The 17,716-nt window shown below is 55.7% G+C and carries 19 protein-coding genes; 10 read left to right on the forward strand and 9 right to left on the reverse strand.

Features of this window, described 5'->3' with window-relative positions; all coding sequences use genetic code 11:
• Nucleotides 1-10: 10 nt before the first annotated feature.
• The gene (locus BGP85_RS11685) at nt 11-1,213 is read right to left on the reverse strand and encodes a zinc-dependent alcohol dehydrogenase (RefSeq protein ID WP_103447294.1); all 1,203 of its coding nucleotides are present in this window, start codon (nt 1,211-1,213) and stop codon (nt 11-13) included.
• Nucleotides 1,214-1,419: 206 nt separating this feature from the next.
• On the opposite strand from BGP85_RS11685, the gene ligD reads away from it, so the two are divergent.
• Both ligD and BGP85_RS11700 read left to right on the forward strand, forming a co-directional pair.
• A complete protein-coding gene (ligD, locus tag BGP85_RS11690; protein ID WP_181004484.1) occupies nt 1,420-4,200 on the forward strand; it encodes a DNA ligase D in 2,781 nt (926 codons plus the stop codon).
• Nucleotides 4,201-4,531: 331 nt separating this feature from the next.
• Complete coding sequence (locus tag BGP85_RS11700; RefSeq protein WP_103447295.1) at nt 4,532-4,924, forward strand: NUDIX domain-containing protein; 393 nt, start codon at nt 4,532-4,534, stop codon at nt 4,922-4,924.
• 59 nt (nt 4,925-4,983) lie between these two features.
• On the opposite strand, the gene BGP85_RS11705 is transcribed toward BGP85_RS11700, so the two are convergent.
• Entirely contained in the window at nt 4,984-5,346 is a 363-nt protein-coding gene (locus tag BGP85_RS11705; RefSeq protein ID WP_103447296.1) for a response regulator, read from the reverse strand.
• A 149-nt stretch (nt 5,347-5,495) separates the two neighbouring features.
• On the opposite strand from BGP85_RS11705, the gene BGP85_RS11710 reads away from it, so the two are divergent.
• Both BGP85_RS11710 and BGP85_RS11715 read left to right on the forward strand, forming a co-directional pair.
• Entirely contained in the window at nt 5,496-6,623 is a 1,128-nt protein-coding gene (locus tag BGP85_RS11710) for a sensor histidine kinase (RefSeq protein WP_103447297.1), read from the forward strand.
• A 175-nt stretch (nt 6,624-6,798) separates the two neighbouring features.
• On the forward strand, nt 6,799-7,089 hold the full coding sequence (locus tag BGP85_RS11715; RefSeq protein WP_103447298.1) for a hypothetical protein: 291 nt from the start codon (nt 6,799-6,801) through the stop codon (nt 7,087-7,089).
• Between the two features lie 126 nt (nt 7,090-7,215).
• Here the strand turns inward: BGP85_RS11715 and BGP85_RS11720 are convergent, their stop codons facing one another.
• Nucleotides 7,216-7,725: an acyloxyacyl hydrolase gene (locus BGP85_RS11720; RefSeq protein WP_103447299.1), complete on the reverse strand. Its 510-nt coding sequence runs from the start codon at nt 7,723-7,725 to the stop codon at nt 7,216-7,218.
• A gap of 207 nt (nt 7,726-7,932) precedes the next feature.
• Here BGP85_RS11720 and BGP85_RS11725 point away from each other — a divergent pair, with 207 nt between their 5' ends.
• Nucleotides 7,933-8,205, forward strand: a complete 273-nt coding sequence (locus tag BGP85_RS11725; protein WP_103447300.1) for a PepSY domain-containing protein — start codon at nt 7,933-7,935, stop codon at nt 8,203-8,205.
• A gap of 48 nt (nt 8,206-8,253) precedes the next feature.
• Here BGP85_RS11725 and BGP85_RS11730 read toward each other — a convergent pair whose 3' ends face one another.
• From BGP85_RS11730 to BGP85_RS29235, 4 genes are all read right to left on the reverse strand, one after another.
• A complete protein-coding gene (locus tag BGP85_RS11730) occupies nt 8,254-8,706 on the reverse strand; it encodes a four-helix bundle copper-binding protein (protein WP_103447301.1) in 453 nt (150 codons plus the stop codon).
• A gap of 109 nt (nt 8,707-8,815) precedes the next feature.
• Nucleotides 8,816-10,876 (reverse strand): TonB-dependent receptor, encoded by a 2,061-nt coding sequence (locus tag BGP85_RS11735; protein WP_103447302.1) that lies wholly within the window; start codon nt 10,874-10,876, stop codon nt 8,816-8,818.
• 74 nt (nt 10,877-10,950) lie between these two features.
• A complete protein-coding gene (locus BGP85_RS29560; RefSeq protein WP_374755303.1) occupies nt 10,951-11,367 on the reverse strand; it encodes a DUF2946 domain-containing protein in 417 nt (138 codons plus the stop codon).
• Between the two features lie 259 nt (nt 11,368-11,626).
• Entirely contained in the window at nt 11,627-11,878 is a 252-nt protein-coding gene (locus BGP85_RS29235) for a hypothetical protein (protein WP_103447304.1), read from the reverse strand.
• Nucleotides 11,879-12,048: 170 nt separating this feature from the next.
• Between BGP85_RS29235 and BGP85_RS29240 the strand changes: the two genes are divergently transcribed.
• Nucleotides 12,049-12,135, forward strand: coding sequence for a DUF4113 domain-containing protein (locus BGP85_RS29240; protein ID WP_258035886.1), 87 nt, complete (start codon nt 12,049-12,051; stop codon nt 12,133-12,135).
• 40 nt (nt 12,136-12,175) lie between these two features.
• Here BGP85_RS29240 and BGP85_RS11755 read toward each other — a convergent pair whose 3' ends face one another.
• Nucleotides 12,176-12,520 (reverse strand): con-10 family general stress protein, encoded by a 345-nt coding sequence (locus tag BGP85_RS11755; RefSeq protein WP_103447305.1) that lies wholly within the window; start codon nt 12,518-12,520, stop codon nt 12,176-12,178.
• 787 nt (nt 12,521-13,307) lie between these two features.
• Here BGP85_RS11755 and BGP85_RS11765 point away from each other — a divergent pair.
• The 3 genes from BGP85_RS11765 (at nt 13,308) to BGP85_RS11775 (ending at nt 16,239) form a co-directional block, all read left to right on the forward strand.
• Nucleotides 13,308-13,538 (forward strand): hypothetical protein, encoded by a 231-nt coding sequence (locus tag BGP85_RS11765; RefSeq protein WP_103447307.1) that lies wholly within the window; start codon nt 13,308-13,310, stop codon nt 13,536-13,538.
• A gap of 62 nt (nt 13,539-13,600) precedes the next feature.
• Nucleotides 13,601-13,810, forward strand: a complete 210-nt coding sequence (locus BGP85_RS11770) for a hypothetical protein (protein ID WP_103447308.1) — start codon at nt 13,601-13,603, stop codon at nt 13,808-13,810.
• A gap of 338 nt (nt 13,811-14,148) precedes the next feature.
• Complete coding sequence (locus BGP85_RS11775) at nt 14,149-16,239, forward strand: hybrid sensor histidine kinase/response regulator (protein WP_103447309.1); 2,091 nt, start codon at nt 14,149-14,151, stop codon at nt 16,237-16,239.
• 11 nt (nt 16,240-16,250) lie between these two features.
• Here BGP85_RS11775 and BGP85_RS11780 read toward each other — a convergent pair whose 3' ends face one another.
• Entirely contained in the window at nt 16,251-16,943 is a 693-nt protein-coding gene (locus BGP85_RS11780; RefSeq protein ID WP_103447310.1) for a DUF421 domain-containing protein, read from the reverse strand.
• 261 nt (nt 16,944-17,204) lie between these two features.
• Here BGP85_RS11780 and BGP85_RS11785 point away from each other — a divergent pair, with 261 nt between their 5' ends.
• A complete protein-coding gene (locus BGP85_RS11785) occupies nt 17,205-17,573 on the forward strand; it encodes a histone-like nucleoid-structuring protein, MvaT/MvaU family (protein ID WP_103447311.1) in 369 nt (122 codons plus the stop codon).
• Nucleotides 17,574-17,716: the final 143 nt, after the last annotated feature.

Consider the following 17,716-nt stretch of genomic DNA (forward strand, 5'->3'; position numbering starts at 1 on the left):
ATTGCCTCCTCTACACGTAGTCAGGGCCCAAGGTGCCCACTGCCGCGCCTGGCACGAGGATGACCTTGCGGCAGTTGTCCTGCTTCTGATCGAACATCTTGTAGCCCATAGCTGCCTCTTCTAGCGCAAGGCGGTGGGTGACAATTAATTCGGGCTGAAGGCGTCCTGCTTCGATATGCTCGAGCAACTCGGGAAGGTATTTTTGAACATGGGTTTGTCCCATCTTGAAGGTCAGGCCTTTGTCGAAGGCATCACCGAACATGAAGGCGTGTATGAACCCCGCATAGACCCCGGGCACGCTGACGACGCCGCCACGCCGCACGGCAGCAATGCTCTGGCGCAATGCTTTGCCACTGCTGCCTTCCAGCTTCAAGGCCGTCATCACCGTTTCCGTAGTGCTGCCTTTGGCTTCAAATCCCACGGCGTCGATGACCGCGTCCACGCCACGCATTCCAGGTGTCTGGCGAATGATGCTGTCGGCAGGATCGTCGTCCTGCTCGAAATTGATCGGTATGACGCCATAAGCCTCGCGGGCATAGGCCAGGCGGTAGTCGTTGTCATCGACCATGAAGATGGTCTGTGCCCCGAGCATTCGCGCACAGGCGGCACTCAGCAAGCCCACTGGCCCGGCGCCGTAGATCGCCACCGATGATCCCTGGCCTATTTCGGCATTGATGACCGCCTGCCAAGCGGTGGGCAGAATGTCCGAGAGGAACAGAACCTTGTCATCGGCCAGGTCGGTGGGCACTTTGAATGGGCCGACGTTGCCCTTGGGCACCCTTACGTAATCCGCTTGGCCACCAGGGATACCGCCATAGAGATGGCTGTACCCGAACAAAGCGGCGCCCGGGGGAATGCCTTTCTTGTTGATGATCGAGCCCCGCCCCGTGTTGGTGGTTTCGCAGGCAGCGAACAGCTCGTGCTGACAGAAGAAGCAGCTGCCGCAAGCGATCACAAAGGGAATCACCACGCGGTCGCCGATCTGGAGATTAGTGACTGCATTCCCGGTGTCCTCGACGATGCCCATGAACTCATGGCCGAAGATATCGCCCGCTTCGGTTTCTGGAATTTTGCCTCGGTAGAGGTGCAAGTCGGAGCCGCAAATGGCTGTGGCGGTGACCCTGAGGATAATGTCGTCTTCTTGCTCGATGATGGGATCAGGGACGTTATCGACTCTGACGTCGTTTGCACCGTGGTAGGTGAGTGCTCTCATGAAAGTCAGCTCCTGCAGCCGCGTATTTCCGTGATTGGTATGCAGGTGAAGCCATGACAGATGGCAAAGTTCAGACCAACAAGTCCGGTGGTACTTAAAACTAATTCTCAACGCCCCCTTTCAAGCTGAACATTCCTGATCACGCCGGTATCGAACGATCTGAGTACGTGCGAGAAGGGCAGGCCGATTAAACGAGGAGCGTGGCGATGGACGACACGATGTTGGCATTCATGGTGTTCGCTGCCTCACGGCCTGAGGTGCTTGAGCAGATGCAAGCGCTTACAGAAGCGGAGGCATTGGAGGCTGGCGAAGCACTCCCGGATCTGCGTGAAACCATGGCCGTACAGATCCTCCGTGCTGAAGCCAAGGCTCAGCGCAAAACCTTGGGCAAACTCGTTGAAATGATTTTGGGCAAGGCCGTCATCGAGCCCGATGCTCCAACCAATGCCGATGCCTCCAGCCTTGAAAAATACAACCGGATGCGAGATTTCGACGCGTCTCCTGAGCCCTCTGGAAATCGTAAGCAGTCGAAGCGGAAGGTTCAGGCCCTCCAATTTTGCGTCCAGAAGCATGACGCCACGCGGCTGCATTACGACTTCCGCCTGGAGCTCGATGGCACTTTGAAGAGTTGGGCGATCCCCAAAGGGCCTTGTCTGGATCCGAAGGTGAAGAGGCTGTCGGTGCACGTGGAGGATCATCCATTGGACTATGCCTCGTTCGAAGGCACCATTCCCGAAGGCCATTACGGTGCCGGTGATGTGATCGTCTGGGATCGCGGCATCTGGATTCCTCAAGGCGATCCAGCTGAGGCGTATAAGAAGGGACGCCTGAAATTTCAGCTTCAAGGGGAGAAGCTGTCCGGCCTTTGGAACATGGTTCGAACCAACATCGAGGGTAAGCAGGAGCAGTGGTTCCTCATCAAGCATCAGGACGAGTCGGCTAAACCGCTGGCTGACTTCGATGTAGTAGCGGAACAGCCGAACAGCGTACTCAGCGACCGTACCGTCATCCCCAAGAAACGAGGTAAATCGAGGTCATCAGCGTCCGTTGATTCAGCAGCTAAAGCAGAGCCGCTTCGAACGGCTCATGCCGTGCCGGCAGACCTTCCAGAGAAGCTCGCACCGCAGTTGGCCACGCTCGTCGAGTCGAGTCCCCAGGGAAGTGAATGGCGCTTCGAAATCAAGTTCGATGGCTATCGGATGCTCTGCCGAGTCGAAGCTGAGGACGTGCGCCTGTTCACCCGCAATGGTCATGACTGGACTGATAAGCTGCCGAAGCAGGCCGCAGCCATCAAGGAGCTTGGGCTGGAAAGCGCCTGGCTGGATGGCGAGATCATCGTACCGAATGCTGACGGCGTGCCCGATTTCCAGCTGCTGCAGAACGCGTTCGACGCGGGCAAGAGCCAGGGCATCATCTACTACCTGTTTGACCTTCCATACCTCAACGGCGCCGACCTGCGCCTGGTGCCTGTAGAGCAGCGACGAGATGCTCTCAAGGGCATCATGGACAGCAACGAAAATCCCTTGCTCCGATTCTCCGACGACTTCACCCAGGACGTGGACGCACTCATGAACAGCGCGTGCCAGATGAAGATGGAGGGCCTGATTGGGAAGCGCTCCGGTAGCCCCTACGTATCGAGGCGCAGCGACTCTTGGATCAAGTTGAAGTGTAAGCATCGCCAGGAGTTCGTGATCGTTGGCTACACCGATCCTAAGGGCGCTCGAAGCGGCTTTGGGGCACTGGTGCTGGCCCTGACTGAAAAGGACAGCGGAGAGCTTCGGTACGCCGGCAAGGTTGGCACCGGGTTCACCGAGTCGACCCTCTCCACCATCTTGAAGACGCTGCATCCCTTGGAGCAGAAGAAGGTGCCGGTGGCGAATCCGCCAAAGGGTGTCGACGCCAAGGGCATCCACTGGTTGAAGCCGGAGCTCCTGGCTGAGGTCATGTTCGCTGAGATTACCTCAGATGGGGTGGTGCGGCACGCCGTCTTCCATGGCCTCCGCACTGACAAACCCGCCAAAGACATCACGGAAGAGAAGCCGGCGCCCGCGCCAAAAAAGGCGATATCTGCCAAGGCGGAGGCGATCAAGCCAACAAGCAGTAAGGTTAGGATTACGCACCCCGAGCGAGTCATCGACCCCAGCAGCGGCCTCACAAAGCGTGATCTGACCGAATACTATGCCCAGGTCTCACCTTGGCTCCTGCCGCACCTCAAAGATCGTCCCATCGCGCTCGTGCGAGCACCAGAGGGCATCACTGGCGAACTGTTCTTTCAGAAGAATGCTGATCGCCTGGCGATACCGAACATCACGACCGTGCCAAAGGCTGAGGCAGGGAAAGCAGGCATGGTGATTAACAGTGTCGAAGCTCTGGTCGGCGCCGTGCAGATGAGCACCATTGAGCTGCACTCCTGGAACGGCACAACGGCCCACATCGATCAGCCGGATCGCTTTGTCCTCGATCTCGATCCAGATCCTGCTTTGCCCTGGAAGTCGATGGTCGAGGCCACACAGCTCACCTTGGTGGTGCTGGACGAGCTTGGATTGCAGTCGTTCCTGAAAACCAGCGGTGGCAAGGGCATCCACATCATGGTGCCGCTGACGCCAAAGGCCTCTTGGGAGGAAGTGAAGTCGTTCAGCCAGGCCGTGGTTAAGTACATCGCCCAGCTCATCCCCGACCGGTTTTCGGCTGTGCTGGGCCCGAAGAACCGCATTGGCAAGATCTTCATCGATTATCTACGCAACGCTAAAGGCGCTACGACGGCCAATGTTTATGCGGCCAGAGCTCGTGAAGGACTACCGGTATCTGTCCCGATATACCGAGAGGAAATCGTCGAGCTCAAGTCAGCAGGAAGGTGGAACATCAGCAATCTTCAGGAGCGCCTGGATGAGCTTGCCGGAGATGATCCATGGGCAGGCATGGCCAGCACCAAACAGCTCATCACCTCGGAGATGAGGCAGCGAATCGGCATGAAATATGAGGAGTAGAAAGATGGACAGCTACCACGTCAGTCTCACAGCACTCGGGGGGAGCTAAAAAAGCCGGCGCTGAGCGGGCATCGAAACGCAGCGCCACGAAGCAGGAGCTGGTGAGCTCACTCTCAGATTTCTTTGAAAGCGAAACCGCGTCGGTGACTATCCACAAGGCCTAAGGGAGGAGGAGCGAACCCAGCCACACTCTGCTGATCAGAGGCGTACCAAGGGTTAATGTGTCGATGAGATTGAACGAGTCGTCCCATGGATACGTCTTCAGGGAAGAAGCCCACTCTCACTATCACGAGATTGGGACTAACTTGGTAATGACGATTCGAGTGTGTGCATGCGGGACAAGCGAAAACGCAGAATTAAATTTAGGGCAACGATAATCTGTCTCCGAAGCGGCAAGGTACTGCTTGTTCGGAAAAAAGGCGGCAAGTGGAATTTCCCAGGTGGTTCAATTGAGCCTGGCGAGTCTCCACATACAGCTGCAGCGAGAGAGCTGCGTGAAGAAACGTCTATTGAAGGGCATGGACTGCTTTCTTTATGCTCGATCAGAGTTGGCTCAGTCGTGCATCACATCTTCACAACTCGTTTCCACGATAATGAGAAGGCTGTGGCCGATAATGAAATAGTGGCTTGTAGGTGGGTGCCTCGAAGTGAAATCAGGCCTGCGATGCTCAGCACGGCTGCCGCTGAGCTCATGGCCATGCAGTTGCCGGCGTTGAGCGCTTGATATTCCATCGCAAATCTTGGACGCTCAATGGCCTCCACGAATGATTGATAGTCCTGCCCTCATCGAGCAAGAAGCAACTCTTTCATTGCGTCGCTGAGGTTGTCCAAGGTGCAGGGTTTATTAATGAATCGCGCATTACCTGGTAGAAACCCTGGCGGCAAAACGGTATGACCTGAGACGATAATCACAGGCAGCTGAGGGTATTCCGACCAGATAGCATTGGCTAACCCGAGACCATCGATGTGCCCAGGCATTCGCACATCAGTAATGACCAGGGATAGGTTCGGAATTTTCTCTAAGGCCTCCAAGGCCTCATCTGCATTGGCGCACTCGGTGACTGCGTGACCAAAGTGCGTTACCGCTTCGCTCATCAACCAGCGAAGAACGTCGTCATCTTCCACTACAAGTACATGGCTTTTCATCGATTCCCCCTCTTCCTAACTGTCTAGATGCGGCTTATAACAAGTCGTTTCCAAAAGCAGACGGAAGGCGTGCAAGCGGTTTCTTCGCCTGCTTCACTCATTGGGCTAGGCTGATTGGACGTCTGATAGGGGAGATGGGAAGAGGCGCAATGAGACTGTACGATTTCATTGATAGCGACATGGAGAGCATTCTCCAGGCTTGGGAAGATTTCGCACGCTCGGTCGAGACGGAATTACCCACGCAGAATGCAGCGGGTCTTAGGAATCATTCCGAGAAGATTTTACGTACCGTTGCTTCCGACATGCGTACCGCTCAGACCGCACACCAACAGTCCGAGAAGGCGCAAGGCAGAGGCCCTCAAAAGTCCGGTGAGACGGCGGCTCAGACTCACGCGGTCACCCGCTTGATAGCGGGCTTTTCCATGGATCAAATGGTCTCGGAATACCGTGCTTTGCGCTCAAGTGTTCTCTCACTGTGGTTGGCACAAGAGACGTTCAGGGACGGGCATCACGTTCAGGATATGATCCGGTTCAACGAGGCAATAGACCAGGCCCTGGTCGAGTCCATTGCAGCCTACGGTGCTGCAGTGGAATCCACCCGAAAAATGGTGCTGGCTGTGCTTGGCCACGATTTGCGCTCACCGTTGGGAGCGGTGCTCATGGCTGGCGATCTGATCCTGCGTCAGGACGAATCTGGGGAGAAGGTGAAGCTGCTCGCGTCCCAGGTCTGTAACAGCGCTCGTCGGGCCAACAGTATGGTAAACGACCTACTGGATCTCGCGCGCTGCAACCTCGGAACGGGTATTCCGGTTCACCTGCAGCAGGTGGAACTGAATTCGATCTGTCGCTCTGTCATTGACGAACTGCGCTCAGCCTTCCCGCAGGCAAGGATCGTACTGGAAGAGGACGTACCTATAATCGGGCAGTTTGATCCAGAGCGAATGGCCCAAGTCTTCTCCAATTTGATTGGCAATGCGCTACGCCATGGCGATTCTACGCGTCCCATCCATGTATCTCTGGTGAATCTAGCCGGTGTTCCATATGCCAGCGTTCACAACTCGGGAGAGCCGATTCCGGAGGAGGTGAAGCCTTACCTCTTCAAGCCGGAAGGTAGGTACTCTAGCTACGCGGAAGGAGATAGGAGCTCGTCTGCAGGGTTAGGACTCGGTCTATTCATCGCGGCGGAAATTGTTGCCAGTCATGGCGGCAGGATCGAGGTCGAGTCGACAGCGGAGAAGGGGACGACGTTTGAGGTTTTCCTGTCTTCATTGACGTAATCCATCGGCCTTCTCGGCAATGCGTAAAGGCCACAACCCATCTCAAGGGGGCTGATTTGCATCGGTTTCATGGCCGGCTGTCTGAATCCGAGTTTCTGATCCAGTTCGCAGTTGATTCGTCATCATTCGACGCTATCGTTGACGGACTATAAGACTAAAGTCGTAGGAGAGCGGCATGCGAATTCGTGGTGATGTTTTTTGGGATTGGGCTGATCCAGTGCTTCATCATCGGTCTCATGATGAGGAACTGGACGACGGCACCACGATTGATGTCCAGGTCAGGCTCTCACGTACCGGTCAGACGCAGATGTTCATCGGCGTTTATGCTGGTGGCGGCATGGCGTTGCATGAAGAAGCCTTTGACTCCCGTCCAGGCGAGTCGATGACCCGAGCATTGGCTTGGGGTGTTGGGCGTGCAAGGCGTCTGGCCACTGACGAACGTCCTGCGGTGAAAAAAGTGGCCTAGAGGTTCAGCCTAAATCAAAGTGGTCGTTGGCTTGTGATGCTGCCGACCACTTCCATGACCAGACTGTCGCGACAGAGTGTCCTGCCTTCTGATGCACCTACTGCCAGGCGCACCACTCAAGCGATCCTAAATCTGATGGCTGTAGAACAAGGCGAATGATTCGATGCCATCGTTCGGCTGCTTGATCCCGGCGTTGGAATAATGAACCGCCCGTATCCCTACACGCTGCTCATCACCGATTTTCAAACCTACTCCAATTCGGTCTTCGAAGGTAAAGGCTGAGCCAAGATCCTGGTCACCGACCTTTGTGCTGGAAAAGATCGCTATGCCAATGCCTGCCTCGATGAAGGGTTTGATTTTCCCTCCGGCGAACTCGTAAACGAATACTGGTGAGAAGGACAGCGAATGAGCGCCGCCTGCCGCATCGCCAGCCTCCCAATAGGTGTATCCGGCATCCCAGTATCCCGTCAGCCTGCCGGTATCGGATTGAAGCCAGCTTTTGTCCCACTCCATTCCCATGCCGACCCTGGCTGTAAGGCCACCCTGACTTGTTGCTCCCAAGGAGCCAGATAGCTCGGCTGCGGAGACAGCACAGGCTGCCATTGTGAGAAGAGCTCCGATAAATAAGTGCTTCATGCAGGTAATCCACGGTAGTTATTGTTAGCAACCTATCTGAATCAAAGTGATATCAGATCGTTCCGCTCCATGAGCGAAATACCGAGGCTTTGGCCGCTTTGCCGTCGTGATAGGTCGGAAACCCAAGCGCTGGCATCTAACACAAACTGAACGGCGAGATCAGCGAGCGGGTCGGATCGTTAACTGTCATAAAAAAGGATGTTAGAGATGAAAGCGATGACTCGACTGTTCACTGGCGTCGCCATGATTGGTGCACTGGCAAGCACTTCTGCATGGGCAGATCAGCCTGGCGCAGATTGGAAGGTGACCAAGGATCAGGCCGAAGCCACTTTGAAAGGCGCCGGCTATACACAGATCACCAAGATCGAGGCCGATGATGGTCATTGGGAAGGTGAGGGCATGAAGGCTGATGGAAAGCAGTATGAGTTCCAGGTCGACCCACACGACGGGAAGATCATCAAAGATCAAGTGGATAATTGATCCACTACATTGCTCTAGCAGCCCACGCCTTGGCGTGGGCTTTTTTTCTTACGCGGCGAGAGCGTTGCACTCTTTCACACAGGCAGCACATGAATCAGCGCACGCCTTGCATTCGGCATGCCTTTCTTCGTATTTCCGGCACTGCTTCTCACAACTGGTGCACACTTCTGCAGTGACCTTGGCCATCGCAGGAGTGAATTTCGACTTCTGAGCGGCGAGTTTCATCAAGGCATCGCAGGTAGCCAACAACTCGCTTACCGATTGAGCGCAAGCGGCCATCTGCTTGTCGCCCTGGCTTAGCAGTGTGATGCAGTGAGCCAAACAGGCTTCCCCGGTTTTCAGGCAATCGGCGCTGGTGTTTACGAGGCCAGCGAAGTCCTCTGCATCAGTTGCACCATGTTCATGGTGGTGTTCATGGGTTTCTGTGGCTGCCATCACCGAGGCGGTCATGGCTACCGCAACAGTACCTGCAACAGCTTTCAGCATTTCACGTCGTTGCATTGCTCGTTCCTTTGAGTGGAGTCGGCAGGGTGCCGGCGGGGCTTCCGCACGCTGCCCCCGACCGATCCAAACATAGTCCCAATTCGTGAAAGCCGAAAGTTGTCGACAGTTAAAAATCGAGCGTCAACCCGGCGTATAGGGCGCGGCCATCGCCTGGCGAGTGCAGTGAGGCTTTCGCACCATCCGGGTCATACCAGGCGTACTCGTAGTAGCGATTGGTGAGATTCTTCAGCTGGAGATCCACGCTCATCGATTCACTGAGCTTGTAGGTCGCCCCTATGTTCATGAGGACGTAACCACCGTAGGTACCTTGGGTGTTCTCTCGCTCCAGGTAGTAATTGGTTTGACCGTTGGCCCATGCTGATAATTGAAGCACCGGGGTGGCTTGGTAGCTGATACCCGTATTCCAAAGGTGGTGCGGCACATGGTCGATCTCCTTGCCCTTGCTTTGCGGCAGTGTGCTGCTGGGCTCTAGGATTTTCGAATACTGCCAGGAATAGGACATCCACATTTCAGTGCGCTCATCCGGGTGGAGGTTGATCTGCAGGTCATAGCCCCACCGTCGTGTTTCCCCCACATTGTCAGAATCGCCGCTGGGGTCGTTTAGGCGTCGGCTGACTTCACCCGAAGCGTCCTGTTGCCAGTAAGCGACGCGACCATCCATCCAGCTGACCGGCGTGAACTTGATGCCGGTCTCCCAGCCTTCGTTGATCGATGGATCAAGGTCTTCATTACGCGGCGGTACCTTGTAGGCAGCTGCACCTGTGCCTACCTGGAAAGTGCGGCCCCAGTTCGCATAAAAACTCGCAAACTTCCAGGGTGAGTAGACGACACTGAGCTTCGGCTGCTTGATAAGGCCGTAGTCGTTGATGTCGTAATCTTGGTCGGTGAGCTTGTTGGTGAAATCGCCGCTGATCTTGTCGACGCGGTAGGCCGGGACAATCTTCAGCGACTCAAAGGGCTCGATTTCGGCCTGGACATAAGCCCCAACTGTATTGAAGTCGAAATCTTGGTCGCGAGTCTGGATCTGCCGCACGCGGTTGATGGTGTTGTAGCGCTCGCTGCGGTTTTCCTGCTTCTGCACATCGCTACCACCCTCCAGGGCGAACGCGTGCAACCAATCAACCTCGGGCCGCCAGGTCAAGGAGGTGATGGCGCCGTATTGGGTTTCGTAAGCGTCACGCTCCTGCTGAGAGCTTGTGCTCCAGTATTGTGTCCAGCGGCGGTCATCGAAGGTGTTCACATAGGTTTTTGCCGACCAGGACAGTGTCTCTGCCAAGTCGGTGTCGAAATGCACGCTGATCTGATTCATCCGCCGCGTACCCTTGTCCGTGGCGTTGTACGGGTTGCTCATACGCGGGTGGTGCCGGGCGTTGTCTTCGGTCAGGTAACCAGCCTCATCTGCTTCGGCCTCGTAGTGCCGAGCGATCAATCCGAGGCGGTAGCCGCCGTCATCAGGGGTATAAAACCACTTGCCACCGAAGCTGTAGCGTCCGGTGTCTGCATGATCCCGGTAACCGTCGACCTGTTGACGAGCGAAAAAGTAGTTCTGTGTCCAGTTACTGGTTTCGATGCCCTTCGCCAGTTGGACTTCTCGGGTATCGAAGCTGCCGTAGCGCAGGCGAGCCTTGTTGTAGTTACCGCCTGTACGAGTATTGATGTTGACGTTGCCAGCGATGTTGTTCAGCCCGTAGCGAGCGTCACTGGTTCCTCGGACGATTTCGATGTTGTCGATGTCCATGGGGAACACCGAATCAATGAACGGCATGTTGCCGTCGTTGGTGTTGCTCGGGATGCCGTCAATCAGCAGCTTGACCGCGTTGACCTCACCCTCCCCATTGAATCCCCGGAATGAGATCTTCCCCGAGGTGGTGCCTTGGTTGAACTCGGTGAGCATCACGCCAGGTGCTCGGCTGAACAGCTCCCAGCTGTAGGTCACGGGCATTTTTTCAAGAATGTCGCCACCGAGAATGTCGACTGAACTGAGCACGCTGCTGGTGGCTAGAGGGCCGGTGCTTGATCCTGTGACGTTAACCGCACCGAGGGTCAGCGTGGAGTTTTCTGGAGGTAGGGTCTCGGCATTAGCACTCGAAAGCGGACTGATGGTCGAGGCGCAGGTGATGGCGAGCACGGGCAATACAGCGCGCGCGGAATTACGGTACGCAGGCATGAAATGTGTTCCTGGTAAAAGTCGAATGCGACCGGCTCGCGCAGAAGCGAACACGATCAGAATGGAGCGACTGTTTAAACCAGGGGGGAGGCGCGAGGATTGAGGCTGGGCCACTGATGTCGGGGGAGCGGAAGGAGAGGTACATTCCCTAGTAGTACAGCATCAGGCCAAAAGCGTGGAAACAGATGCTTGAAGTAGTCGCCCGGCACACCAGCCTGCCCGGCATGACAGCAACAGCAGTCACCACTTTGTACCTTGCCGAGCGCATGACGGGAGAGATCTGTCTGATCGGCTTTGATATGTGCCAGGAAGGATTTTGGCAAGCTCTGCAGGCCATGAATGCTGCAGAAACTTCCGAGGATCAAAGACTCGTCAACTGGATCGTTACGTAAACTACGGTCGAGCGGCATCATCAGCAGGTTGAACAACACTGCAAAGCAGGCGAGCAACAGCAGGTGGGTACGAATGCGCGAGACCATAGTCCCTTCCATTGGACGAGCACCGGGATTAAGCCGAAATCAGCACAGCCTGTAAAACACTTTTAGAGGCGATCCGCGATCCGCACAACGCTTTAAAAACCGATCCCGGCAGCTATGCGATTTACGTCAATGCCCTTGCCTTGTCCGTTTGGGAGGAGGAAGAATCCCCTCCAGGTTGGTCATACCGGTCGGGCGAGGTCTACCAATCGGACTCGCTCCTAATTGCTAGGCTGACTCTCTGATCGTGAGGCAAGGCTGAGTCGTGGTGTGACTAGGATTGTTGCCAGAGTGATGAGCGGACTCGCTGCCATTCTACCCAGCATTCCTCTGGCACGATATCTTCATAACCCCGCTCACTGTCTAACGCTAAAGCGGTACTGAAGGGCACTGCGGTTGCGGTTGCACCATCTCTAATCCCAAGCACCTCATCCTCAGTGAGCGGTGACCCTTTGCGATCCTCCGCTGCCTTAAGCACGGCAATCAGAGGCGGTATAAACACTACACAGATCGGATCATTAGACAAGGTTTGCCTCCTGTAGGAAGTAATCAGAAAGGATTTCTGCAGCCTACAGACCTAGCAAGCACACGCAAAGCCTAAAACAGCCGGTGGTGAGTGAGAAACTTATGAGCGTGCTCGATGCTGTGAGCACCAAGTGGTGAGGGGGACGATGCGTTTGGCAAGCGTGCTTGGGTATGCGGCGGGAGATGATAAGCCAGAGCTTCACAACGCGGGTCGATGAGCTCTTGACTGTATACAGTAAAGAGGGCTGTAGCACCTGAGCAAGGCCAGGGTTTCCATTTTCCCTGGCCCTGAGCAAACTTAGCGGTTGTCTTCAGTCATGCCGCTATCCTCGTCCTGTACCGCTTGCGAGGCTTCATCAATGTCGCTGTGGTCATTGTCGGACTTAGGCCCAGTGGTATGTCCGCCCGTACCGCCTTGATGGGCTGCACCACCTGCTCCCTGTTGATCACCTTGCTGGCTGCCGATTGAGCCCAGGCCACCACCTTGGAATTCACGTTGCCTGTCCATGTCGAACTGCCCGCCCGGCATCTGTCCGCCTCTTTGCCCTGGCTCAGATGGCCGTTGTGGATCGTTCTCGAAGCCACCGGGATTGTTTTGAGCGGTGCCGCCTTGCTGACCGGTCTTGTCTTGATCGTTTGCCATGATCTCGCACCTCGTGGGTTCACACAGAGAACCTGTGTTTACTTCGGACGCCGTGCGGAATCGGCTGGCTCCCTTTTCTTTTGTATTAGCTGACCGGGGGCGCGAAAGGTCGTGAAGCGCAACGTATTGCGCGATAAAGGGCGCTGCGAAGGCAGTGACAAATTGCGGACAAAAGAAAGCCCGCTGCTAGGCGGGCAAGGGAGCTTCTATCACACGTAGGGATAGCTAACGTTCCCACACTGCATGTGAAAAAGCCGTGAAGACTATTGGACGCGACGGGCTATCACCCACGGTTTGAGTGAACCCAGGCTGTGTAAGCCGAAACTAGGTTTTGTGGGATGCTTGGCAAACCCTGCTCAATCTCGTCCAACCTTGACGGACTACTTACCCAATCGGTGACCCAGGTGATCAACCTCAACCGGGATGCGGGGCAGGGAGCTACCTGCTGCTCAAGCTCGTCCGCGATACGTGACACACACTCGATGCTGTCGTCGAGCTGGGTAATCTGATCCATGATTCCGCTCCTTGGGTGATAGCCCAAAGATAACACGTCGAAATCGGGTGCCATCGAAGCGTGACAAATCTCGACCCCACATTCATTGCGGCGTGGAGTTACGTCACCAGGAACAAGCTCTCCATCTGGGCCAGCCATCGCCACTGCCAGCGAAAACCTACCTCGTTCCAGCGACTGATCTGTTCCCATCGCAGGCGTATTTCGTCCGAAGTACCTATGCAGCCGAGCATTTTCAGAATACTGTACGCATATACAGCAATAGAGAATGCCGCCATGACAGGCACCAACCTGCCCGTAATGTCGATCCAAGAGTGGCGGCAGCTGCTCAACGACACCCGGGCACTGCTCCTCGCGCCGAAGAAACATCACAGGGAGCTTCTGCATCACGCTTATGCGCTACGTGATACGCATGCCGTGGACTCTGGAACCTTGGCCGATATGCTGGAGCTTGCGGACGAAGCTTTGATGTACGCCCACTCCGTCCAAGCGGATCAGCAGTGGTAGGCCGAATACACGCCTTGGTGGCACGGCGTCGTGAGGGATAGCCATGGCGAAAGGGAGAGATTGTGAAAAAAGATCTGAGCATGGTGCTCATGCCCGACCACCCTCTGTACGCCGAGGCTGTGGAAGCACTCAAGCTGTACCACCAAGCCCAAGCTGATGGGGTAATTGGAGCGGAGCTGGAGCGCCTTCGGTTGATGGCTGAACATCGTTTCCAGGCGGTCACCGACTACCAGCTGCACGCCCTTGGCGGGCCCGCAGTGAAAGGCCATTAGCAAGCGGCCTTCCTATCGGTCGACAATAGCAAGGGATGCGTTTTCCCAATGGCTGTTGACCTTCGATGGCCTTTACTCGACAACCGTTGAAATGTTATCCGGGAAGCCACAGCGCACTTCGAGCGTGCCGAAGTCACTAGGCCGCAAACTCATCTGTGACGGAATTGATTCAGCTTCTGGTAGGAATGAGTCGTTGCGCTCGGGTAAAAGTCTCTGTACACCTTGATCTACAACCTCGTCCGTGAATCGCGGGACGATGTATCACATCGTCTGATGGCGTTTAACGGAAACCCTCAGCCTTCATAGCTATGATCTGGAGGCAGTGACAGAGGTGAGTGATGGACAAAGATGGGTTTCAGCAATCCCCGACGCCCCAGGCGGCAGATCGTCAGTCTGTGAGCGAGACGTTTGAGGACGACCCTTCAGAGAAGCTGCGCCTCGTTCTGGAGGCCGCTTCAGTTGTCGGTACTTGGGTCTGGGATATTCCGAACGACCGGGTTACGGCAGACGAACGCTTCTCTCGGTCTTTTGGTATTCCTGCCCAGAAGTGTGAAGCGGGTATCCCAATAGCTGAAGCCTTCACATCGATCTATCCAGAAGATCGTGAGCGCGTTTCTCGGGAGATTGAAGGTGCGATGTCGCGTGGCGGCACGTTTCGCTGTGAATATCGAGTTCGCAACGATGCCGGTCACTATCACTGGATCGAAGCCAACGGACATGCCGAACTCGATGCCCAGGGGCAGGCTGTACGTTTTCCAGGCGTGCTCATGGACATCGAGTCACGGAGGGCTGCAGAGGTCGAGCGGGATCGTGTGTCGGCGCTGTTGCGCACCTTCACAGCCGCAGTACCGGGTGTTGTCTATGCGAAAGACCTGGAGGGTAGAGTCCTCATTGCGAACCATGGGGCGACAGAACTGATCGGTAAGCCTCCAGAATTTTATCTGGGGAAAACTGATCTTGAGTTCCTGGAAGACAAGGCCCAGGCACGCCAGGTGATGCAAACCGACCAGGAGGTCATGCGTGGCGGCAAGGCTGTCCAGATCGAAGAGCGGATCGATATGCCAGACGGCTCTGCGACTACGTGGCTGTCCGTAAAAGCCCCTCTCCTTGATGAGGCTGGGGAGGTCATAGGGCTTATTGGTTCCTCAATCGATGTCTCCGCTCGAAAAGAGGCCGAGGCGGCGCTTTTGAACTTGAACCGGACGCTGGAGGATCGCGTCAGCGAAGCCGTAGCCCAACGCGAGGCCGCACAGGAAGCACTGCGCCAAGCGCAGAAAATGGAAGCGATAGGTCAGCTCACCGGGGGCATCGCTCACGACTTCAATAATCTCCTGGCAGGCATCACAGGCAGTCTGGATTTGGCCAAACTGCGGGGAAGGGAAGGGCGCTCGGCGGACGTCGAACGCTACCTAGAAATCGCGCACCAGGCGGCCCATAAAGCGGCAGCACTCACTCACCGGTTGCTGGCTTTTTCACGCCGTCAGCCATTGCAGCCCATCCGTACGGACATCAATGATTTGATAGGTGGCCTGACGGATCTCATACAACGTACCGTAGGGCCGTCGATTCACCTACAGGTCGAATTTACGGCAGATGCTGCCACCTGCCTGGTTGACCCCGTGCAGGTCGAGAACTCACTGCTGAACCTTTGTATCAACGCGCGGGATACCATCGGCAAAAAGGCTGGCAAGATCATAATCACGACAGCCAACGTGACACTTGAGGAAGGCCCCGATTTGGATTCGGAGCTGAAGGCTGGTTCGTACCTGACGATTAGCGTAATCGACAATGGTATGGGCATGTCTCCCGAAACGTTGTTGAAAGCTTGTGAACCGTTCTTCACTACCAAGTCCACGGGTGAAGGCACTGGACTGGGATTGTCGATGGTTTACGGATTTGCCAAGCAGTCGGGAGGACAGGTCAGGATTTTTTCAGAGGAAAAGGTAGGTACGAGGGTTCACCTTTCTCTGCCAACTTCTCTGGGAAAGCCAGAGCCCACTGGCAGCGCGGAGAGCCTTTGCGATTTTTCACCCCAATGGTCAGACCGCACTGTACTGATAGTCGATGACGAGCCATCAGTACGTTTGTTCGTCAGTGACGTTCTCAGTGGTTTGGGGTGCACGGTTATCGAGGCTACTGACAGCCAGGCTGGCCTGCAGCTGCTGGCCTCCGATACACGCATCGATCTGCTGGTGACCGATATAGGCCTGCCCGGTGGGTTCGACGGGCGGCAGATGGCAACGTTTGGACGACAAGCCCGTGAAGGCCTGCCAGTCATTTTCATGACTGGGTACGCGAGCCCCTCGGTGTTTGAAGATGACGTATGGCGGGATACATCAGCAGTGTTGATCAAGCCATTCGCCATGGATGACTTGGTCGCCAATGTCCACAAGATGTTAGGAAGGCCTGCCCAGCCCACGCGCACCTAAGTGGAGGTGGTCTAGCGGTTGCGTAACGTATCCAATGCAGGTGACCAGACGTTGTGTCCGCAGCGTTCACAGACGGCCGAGTCCAGAGGTTCAAGGAAGCTCGGGAAGCCGCAGCTGACGCAACAGTGTAGGCCCGCGTTGGGCGGCGCCTGGTACTCTGGACGGTGTTCAACTGGCAGGACTGACAGGCCCGGACGCGTGTCCTCAGGGTTGTAAAAATACAAGCTGAGGTCGCCATCCGTCTCCAATAAGCCCAGGCGCACCTGGCCGAGATGTTCTACACCTTGTTGGCGCAGCTCCATGAACAGCTCGTTCGACGAGATGTTCAAGTTCCGCAGTGAATGGATCTCGTACATTCCGTCCTTTACGACCGTGATCGGTAACCCATCGATCCATGCCTCGCATGTTCTGCTGCGCCTCATCATGTAGACGGTTCCGCGATAGAGCAGCAATAGCGTGAGGAAAACCAGTGCAACCGGGAGGAGGGGTACATCTTCGTAGAAGGTCACATCGCCTGCGGCTGAACCCAAGGTGAGAATTACCACGAGCTCGAACCGGGACAGCTGCCTGATTCCACGTCGACCACTGAATTTCAGAAAGAAGAACACGGCTAGAAACGCCGCTGAAACGCGGAGGGCGACCTCCAAGAGGAAGGTCAGCGGGAACTCGCCAATGAGCATCCTTTGCAGATCAAATGAAACCATTCACTGTATTCCACCCGTTTCAATCTTCTGTTACAGATTGACCGGCAACTCTCGACCTTGGTTCATGCGGTGGTGTAGGCGAGACAGGCATTCATGTTCACCGGGAGCGAAGCAGCTCTTCCATCGCCCGCCAGGCTCGGCTATTCGCATTGCTGATTCGATTGAACAAGAGCGGCTATGCATACTCAAAATTTAAGTAGAGCGAGCTGAAAATGGTTTACAGTAACCCACTAATTTCATCCGGTTTTTGAGGAAATATCTATGTCACGTCTCGCAGAATACCGTAAGCTCGAGCAAACATTGGCCGCACAATTGGCCGAACTGGAAGCTATGAAAGGCTCCTCCGAGTTGCAGGCAGAAATCGAATTTGAGACCAAACTGCGTGATCTGCTGAACAAATACGGTTACAGCCTGCGTGACATCATCAACATCCTGGATCCACAGGCCAACCGCCGTGCCGCTGCTCCGGCCGCCGCTGAAAAGGCCCCTCGTCGTGCGCGTCAGGTCAAGCTGTACAAGAACCCACACTCCGGCGAAGTCATCGAAACTAAGGGCGGGAATCATCGCCAGCTGAAAGAGTGGAAGTCAGAGTACGGCCCTGACGAAGTGGAGAGCTGGGTATCAAAGTAAGTGGGAATGAGATGAAGGAGCCTCCGGTTGGGGGCTTTTTTATGGCTGGGAACGAGGTCTTGTCTGCTGAGCCCAGCCCACTTGCGGCACCTCATGCGTAACCCCGCTGGCTATGCAGGATCGCGAGTCTACTTTCGGAAGGG

Source organism: Pseudomonas putida, assembly GCF_002906855.1.
Classification (GTDB): Bacteria; Pseudomonadota; Gammaproteobacteria; order Pseudomonadales; family Pseudomonadaceae; genus Aquipseudomonas; species Aquipseudomonas putida_N.

Excerpts from the sequence above, each read along its gene's own strand:
- BGP85_RS11685 (WP_103447294.1), bottom strand. The coding sequence starts at position 1,213 with ATGAGAGCACTCACCTACCACGGTGCAAACGACGTCAGAGTCGATAAC.
- ligD (WP_181004484.1), top strand. The coding sequence starts at position 1,420 with ATGGACGACACGATGTTGGCATTCATGGTGTTCGCTGCCTCACGGCCT.
- BGP85_RS11700 (WP_103447295.1), top strand. The coding sequence starts at position 4,532 with ATGCGGGACAAGCGAAAACGCAGAATTAAATTTAGGGCAACGATAATC.
- BGP85_RS11705 (WP_103447296.1), bottom strand. The coding sequence starts at position 5,346 with ATGAAAAGCCATGTACTTGTAGTGGAAGATGACGACGTTCTTCGCTGG.
- BGP85_RS11710 (WP_103447297.1), top strand. The coding sequence starts at position 5,496 with ATGAGACTGTACGATTTCATTGATAGCGACATGGAGAGCATTCTCCAG.
- BGP85_RS11715 (WP_103447298.1), top strand. The coding sequence starts at position 6,799 with ATGCGAATTCGTGGTGATGTTTTTTGGGATTGGGCTGATCCAGTGCTT.
- BGP85_RS11720 (WP_103447299.1), bottom strand. The coding sequence starts at position 7,725 with ATGAAGCACTTATTTATCGGAGCTCTTCTCACAATGGCAGCCTGTGCT.
- BGP85_RS11725 (WP_103447300.1), top strand. The coding sequence starts at position 7,933 with ATGAAAGCGATGACTCGACTGTTCACTGGCGTCGCCATGATTGGTGCA.
- BGP85_RS11730 (WP_103447301.1), bottom strand. The coding sequence starts at position 8,706 with ATGCAACGACGTGAAATGCTGAAAGCTGTTGCAGGTACTGTTGCGGTA.
- BGP85_RS11735 (WP_103447302.1), bottom strand. The coding sequence starts at position 10,876 with ATGCCTGCGTACCGTAATTCCGCGCGCGCTGTATTGCCCGTGCTCGCC.
- BGP85_RS29560 (WP_374755303.1), bottom strand. The coding sequence starts at position 11,367 with ATGGAAGGGACTATGGTCTCGCGCATTCGTACCCACCTGCTGTTGCTC.
- BGP85_RS29240 (WP_258035886.1), top strand. The coding sequence starts at position 12,049 with ATGCGGCGGGAGATGATAAGCCAGAGCTTCACAACGCGGGTCGATGAG.
- BGP85_RS11755 (WP_103447305.1), bottom strand. The coding sequence starts at position 12,520 with ATGGCAAACGATCAAGACAAGACCGGTCAGCAAGGCGGCACCGCTCAA.
- BGP85_RS11765 (WP_103447307.1), top strand. The coding sequence starts at position 13,308 with ATGACAGGCACCAACCTGCCCGTAATGTCGATCCAAGAGTGGCGGCAG.
- BGP85_RS11775 (WP_103447309.1), top strand. The coding sequence starts at position 14,149 with ATGGACAAAGATGGGTTTCAGCAATCCCCGACGCCCCAGGCGGCAGAT.
- BGP85_RS11780 (WP_103447310.1), bottom strand. The coding sequence starts at position 16,943 with ATGGTTTCATTTGATCTGCAAAGGATGCTCATTGGCGAGTTCCCGCTG.
- BGP85_RS11785 (WP_103447311.1), top strand. The coding sequence starts at position 17,205 with ATGTCACGTCTCGCAGAATACCGTAAGCTCGAGCAAACATTGGCCGCA.